Raw genomic sequence first — 4,956 nt, forward strand, 5'->3', positions numbered from 1 at the left:
AGATGGGTATAAGCGACAGGTCGCGGGGCGGGGGTGTGACCGACGTGGGCGTACAGGAGGGCGAGGGCGGCGCCGGCGTTCGTCACAGTGACGGCGGTGCGGGCGACGCCGGCGTTCAGGGCAGCCGGAAGGCCGGGTCCGGGCCGTTGCTGCTCGGGGTGCGGCATCACGGGCCGGGGTCGGCGCGGGCTGTGCGGGCGGCGTTGGACGTGGCCCGGCCCCGGGCCGTGCTGATCGAGGGGCCGCCGGAGGCCGACGCGTTGATCCCGCTGGCGGCCGAGGAGGACATGCGACCGCCGGTGGCGCTGCTCGCCCATGCCGTGGACGAGCCCGGCCGTTCGGCGTTCTGGCCGCTGGCCGAGTTCTCCCCGGAGTGGGTGGCCATCCGCTGGGCGCTGGAGCACGAGGTCCCGGCCCGTTTCATCGACCTGCCGGCCACGCACACGTTGGCGTGGGGCAGGGACGAGGCGGGTGAAGGGCCGACCGGACTGCCGGGTGAAGCCGGCGACGGGGGGCCGGGGGCGAGCGGGTCCGGGGCCGAGGACGGCAAGGGTGCGGACGGTCGGCAGTCCCGCCGGTCCCCTGGTACCGCCGGATCGGGCGCGCAGGGTGCCCCCGATTCGGAAGCGCCCGACGATGGGACCCCGGACGCGCAGGGCACCGACCCGTCCGGTGGGCGCGCCGCTCCGGCCGACGAGAACCCCGCCCCGGAGAACGGCGGGACGTCTGCCGCCGGTGAGGACGCCGGATCCGCGGACGAGCCCGCCGTTCAGGAGCCCGCCGTTCACCAGGCCGTCCGGGTCGATCCCCTCGGGGTGCTGGCCGAGGCCGCCGGATACGACGACCCCGAGCGGTGGTGGGAGGACGTCGTCGAGCACCGGGGAGCGGGGCAGGGCGATGTGTTCGAGCCGTTCACTGTGCTGGAAGAGGCGATGGGGGTGCTGCGGGAGACGTACGGGACCGGCGGACACGACCGGGACCTGGTGCGCGAGGCGTACATGCGGCTCCAGGTGCGGGCGGCGCAGCGGGAATTCGGGGACGACGTGGCCGTGGTGTGCGGGGCCTGGCACGTGCCCGCGCTCCGGCAGAGGAGCACGGTCGCCGCCGACAAGGCCCTGCTGAAGGCGCTCCCCAAGGTCAAGGCGGACATGACCTGGGTGCCGTGGACGCACCGCAGGCTCTCGCGGCACAGCGGCTACGGCGCCGGGATCGACTCGCCCGGCTGGTACGGGCACCTGTTCGCCGCGCCTGACCGGCCCGTCGAGCGGTGGCTGACCAAGGTGGCGGGGCTGCTGCGCGACGAGGGCCGGATCGTGTCCTCGGCGCACGTCATCGAGGCGGTACGGCTGGCCGAGACGCTCGCGGCGATGCGCGGGCGCCCCCTGCCCGGGCTGAGCGAGACGACCGACGCGGTGCGGGCGGTGATGTGCGAGGGCTCGGACGTGCCGTTGGCGCTCGTGCACGACCGGCTGGTGGTCGGGGACGTCCTGGGCGAGGTGCCGCAGGCGGCGCCCGCGGTGCCCTTGCAGCGGGACCTCGACCGGATCCAGCGGCGGCTGCGGCTCAAACCGGAGGCGCTGGAGAAGGAGCTGGAGCTCGACCTGCGCAAGGAGAACGACGCCGGGCGCAGCAGGCTGCTGCACCGGCTGCGACTCCTTGGCGTGCCGTGGGGTGAGCCGGTGGCCTCGCGGGGGAGCACCGGCACGTTCCGGGAGACGTGGCGACTGCGGTGGGAGCCGGAGTTGTCGGTGCGGGTCGCCGAGGCGGGAGTGTGGGGCACCACCGTGCTCGCCGCCGCCACGGCCAAGGCGGAGGCGGACGCCGTCTCCGCGCCCGGCCTCGCCGACGTCACCGCCCTCGCCGAGCGCTGTCTGCTGGCCGAACTCCCCGACGCCCTGCCCACGGTGATGCAGATCCTCGCCGACCGTGCCGCGCTGGACGCGGACGTGGGCCATCTCGCCCAGGCCCTGCCCGCCCTCGTCCGTTCCCTGCGCTACGGCGATGTGCGGGGCACCGACACCGGCGCCCTGACGGAGGTTGCCGCGGGTCTCGCCGAGCGTGTCTTCGTCGGGCTGCCGCCGGCCTGCGCCGCGCTCGACGCGGAGGCGGCGGAGGAGATGCGGCGGCATGTGGAAGCGGTCCACGGAGCGGTCGGACTGCTGAGCGAGGCAGCGGCGGGCCCGGGGGACGGGACCGTGGCACCCGGGCAGGACGGGGGCGGCCCGGGCGGGTCTCCGGTGGCTGGTCCGGCACAGGACGACGACCGTGCTGGTACCGCGCCGGCTGCTGTTCACCGCGGCCTGCGCGGGCGCTGGCAGGCCGTGCTCAAGGTGCTGTCCCTGCGGGACTCCGTGCCCGGCGTCATCCGGGGACGGGCGGTGCGACTGCTCCTGGACGACGGCGAGCTGGCGCAGGACGAGGCGGCACGGCTGATGGGGCTGGTGCTGTCGCCGGGGACGGAACCGGCGGACGCGGCCGCGTGGATCGAGGGCTTCGTCGGGGGCGGGTCCGGCGGCGGGATGCTCCTCGTGCACGACGAGCGGCTGCTCGGACTCGTGGACGCCTGGCTGACCGGGGTGTCGGCGGAGGCGTTCACCGATGTGCTGCCGCTGCTGCGGCGCACCTTCTCGGCGTACGAGCCGGGAGTGCGCAGGACCCTGGGCGAACTCGTCCGGCGGGGCCCGGGACAGCGGGGGAGCGCGGCGGGAGCCGGTTCCGGGACACCGGGTTTCGGAGCCGACCTCGACCGGGACCGGGCCGACGCCGTGCTGCCCGTGGTGCGGCTGCTGCTCGGTCTGGACGACGACCGAGGAGACGAGCAGGGCTACGGCCAGGGCGACCACGGCGGCCATACCGGCCACGACGACCATGCCGACCACGGCGGCCATACCGACCACGACGACCATGCTGGCCACGGCGGCTATGGCGACGACTTGACGCACGCGGACGACAACGACCTTGCGGAGGTGGCGAGATGACGGTCGAGGTAGCACGGGCGCCGCGGGACAGGGCCGACAGCAGAGTGGCCGCTGACGGGTACGGGCGCGGGGCCGCGTCCGGGAGCAGGACCGGGCCCCGGGTGAAACTCGGCTCGGTGACGGGCGTGGCGGTGGTCCCGCTCTGGGACCGTTTCCGAACGGGGGCGAAGGCATGACAACAGAGCCGAACTACTCGGAAGAGGCGACCGAGGCCCCGGCGCGAACCCCCGTCGTGGTTCCCGATGACGCTCCGTCCTCCACCGACGAGCGGCTGCGGCGTTGGCGGCTGGTGCTGGGTGGGGAGGCGGCCGACGGGACCGGGTGCGCGCTCAGTGGCCGGGATGCCGCGATGGACGGGGCGTTGACCGCGCTCTACGGCAGGGGGGACGGGAAGGGGCAGGCGGGCAAGGATCGTTCGGCGGGTCTCGGGGCCTCGGCGCCGTCCGTGGCGCGCTGGCTGGGAGACATCCGGACGTACTTCCCCTCCTCCGTCGTCCAGGTCATGCAGCGGGACGCCATCGACCGGCTCGGGCTGTCCACCCTGCTTCTCGAACCGGAGATGCTGGAGGCGGTCGAGGCCGACGTGCACCTGGTCGGCACGCTTCTCTCCCTCAACAAGGCGATGCCGGAGACGACGAAGGAGACGGCACGTGCCGTCGTGCGCAAGGTGGTCGAGGACCTGGAGAAGCGGCTCGCCACCCGCACCCGGGCCACGCTCACCGGCGCCCTCGACCGCAGCGCCCGGATCAGCCGGCCACGCCACCACGACATCGACTGGAACCGCACGATCGCGGCCAACCTCAAGCACTACCTGCCCGAGTACCGGACGATCGTGCCGGAGCGGCTCGTCGGCTACGGCCGGGCCTCCCGGTCGGTGAAGAAGGAGGTCGTCCTCTGCATCGACCAGTCGGGGTCGATGGCGGCGTCCGTGGTCTACGCGTCCGTGTTCGGGGCGGTGCTGGCGTCGATGCGGTCGATCGACACCCGGCTCGTCGTCTTCGACACGGCGGTCGTCGACCTCACCGACCAGCTCGACGACCCGGTGGACGTGCTGTTCGGCACACAGCTCGGCGGTGGCACGGACATCAACCGGGCGCTGGCGTACTGCCAGTCGCAGATCACCCGGCCCGCGGAGACGGTGATGGTGCTGATCAGCGACCTCTACGAGGGCGGCATACGCAACGAGATGCTCAAGCGGGTGGCGGCGATGAAGGCGTCAGGGGTGCAGTTCGTGACGCTGCTCGCCCTGTCGGACGAGGGGGCGCCGGCCTACGACCGGGAGCACGCGGCCGCGCTCGCCGCGCTGGGCGCACCGGCGTTCGCCTGCACTCCCGACCTGTTCCCCGAGGTGATGGCGGCGGCCATCGAGAAGCGCCCGCTGCCGATACCGGACCCGGTGTGAACCCCGGGCGCCCGTTGGTGATTTGTCGACCCGGTGACCTGCGGCTTCGGCCAGCAAAACGGACATGACTACGCATCGGTAACAGGGGACTTGCGCGACCTCGGGCACCCCGTGCAAGGATCGGCTTCTCCACAGTCTTCACCCTTCCCCTCCGTTTTCCTTTCGCCTTCGTTCCCTTTCACCTCTGTTTCGTTTCGCTTTCTGCTTCGCTTCGTTCCGTCGCACGGAAGGACCCGGCCCCTCTTGACCTGGTCAGCAGCCTTTCCCGGTGCCATCGCGCGTCTGCTGCGCGCGATGGTCGGGCGGCGCGCGCTGCAAGTGGGTCTGCTGGTGGGCGGGTTGTTCGTGCTCGGCTTCCTCTGCGGGGAGCAGGCACACGCGGCGGACGGCGTCGGTGCGTTCGCGGGGAGGGCGGCCGGTCAGCCGGTGCGGTTCCCGGCCGAGTCGCAGGCCCCGCACATGGCCGCGGCAACCGGGGCGGACACGGAGACGAACGCGTACGCGGACACCGCCAAGGGAAGCACCCCCGAGCCGGTAACCCTTAACCTGCTGACCCCCCAGGCTGCCGCCCCCGAC

The 4,956-nt window shown here is 73.3% G+C and carries 2 protein-coding genes and 1 pseudogene; all 3 read left to right on the top strand.

The window, feature by feature from the left end; translation table 11 throughout:
* Window positions 1-2: 2 nt before the first annotated feature.
* Window positions 3-2,978 carry a DUF5682 family protein gene (locus AOJ26_RS38970; RefSeq protein ID WP_420713322.1) on the top strand — a complete coding sequence of 992 codons (2,976 nt, stop codon included), beginning with the start codon at window positions 3-5 and terminating at the stop codon, window positions 2,976-2,978.
* Between the two features lie 172 nt (window positions 2,979-3,150).
* On the top strand, window positions 3,151-4,380 hold the full coding sequence (locus AOJ26_RS38975; protein ID WP_234358785.1) for a VWA domain-containing protein: 1,230 nt from the start codon (window positions 3,151-3,153) through the stop codon (window positions 4,378-4,380).
* Between the two features lie 243 nt (window positions 4,381-4,623).
* A pseudogene (locus AOJ26_RS38980) lies at window positions 4,624-4,956 on the top strand (hypothetical protein); the annotation flags it as partial.

This window comes from Streptomyces sp. NRRL B-24085 (assembly GCF_001282115.1).
Taxonomy (GTDB): Bacteria; Actinomycetota; Actinomycetes; order Streptomycetales; family Streptomycetaceae; genus Streptomyces.

Excerpts from the sequence above, each read along its gene's own strand:
- AOJ26_RS38970 (WP_420713322.1), top strand. The coding sequence starts at position 3 with ATGGGTATAAGCGACAGGTCGCGGGGCGGGGGTGTGACCGACGTGGGC.
- AOJ26_RS38975 (WP_234358785.1), top strand. The coding sequence starts at position 3,151 with ATGACAACAGAGCCGAACTACTCGGAAGAGGCGACCGAGGCCCCGGCG.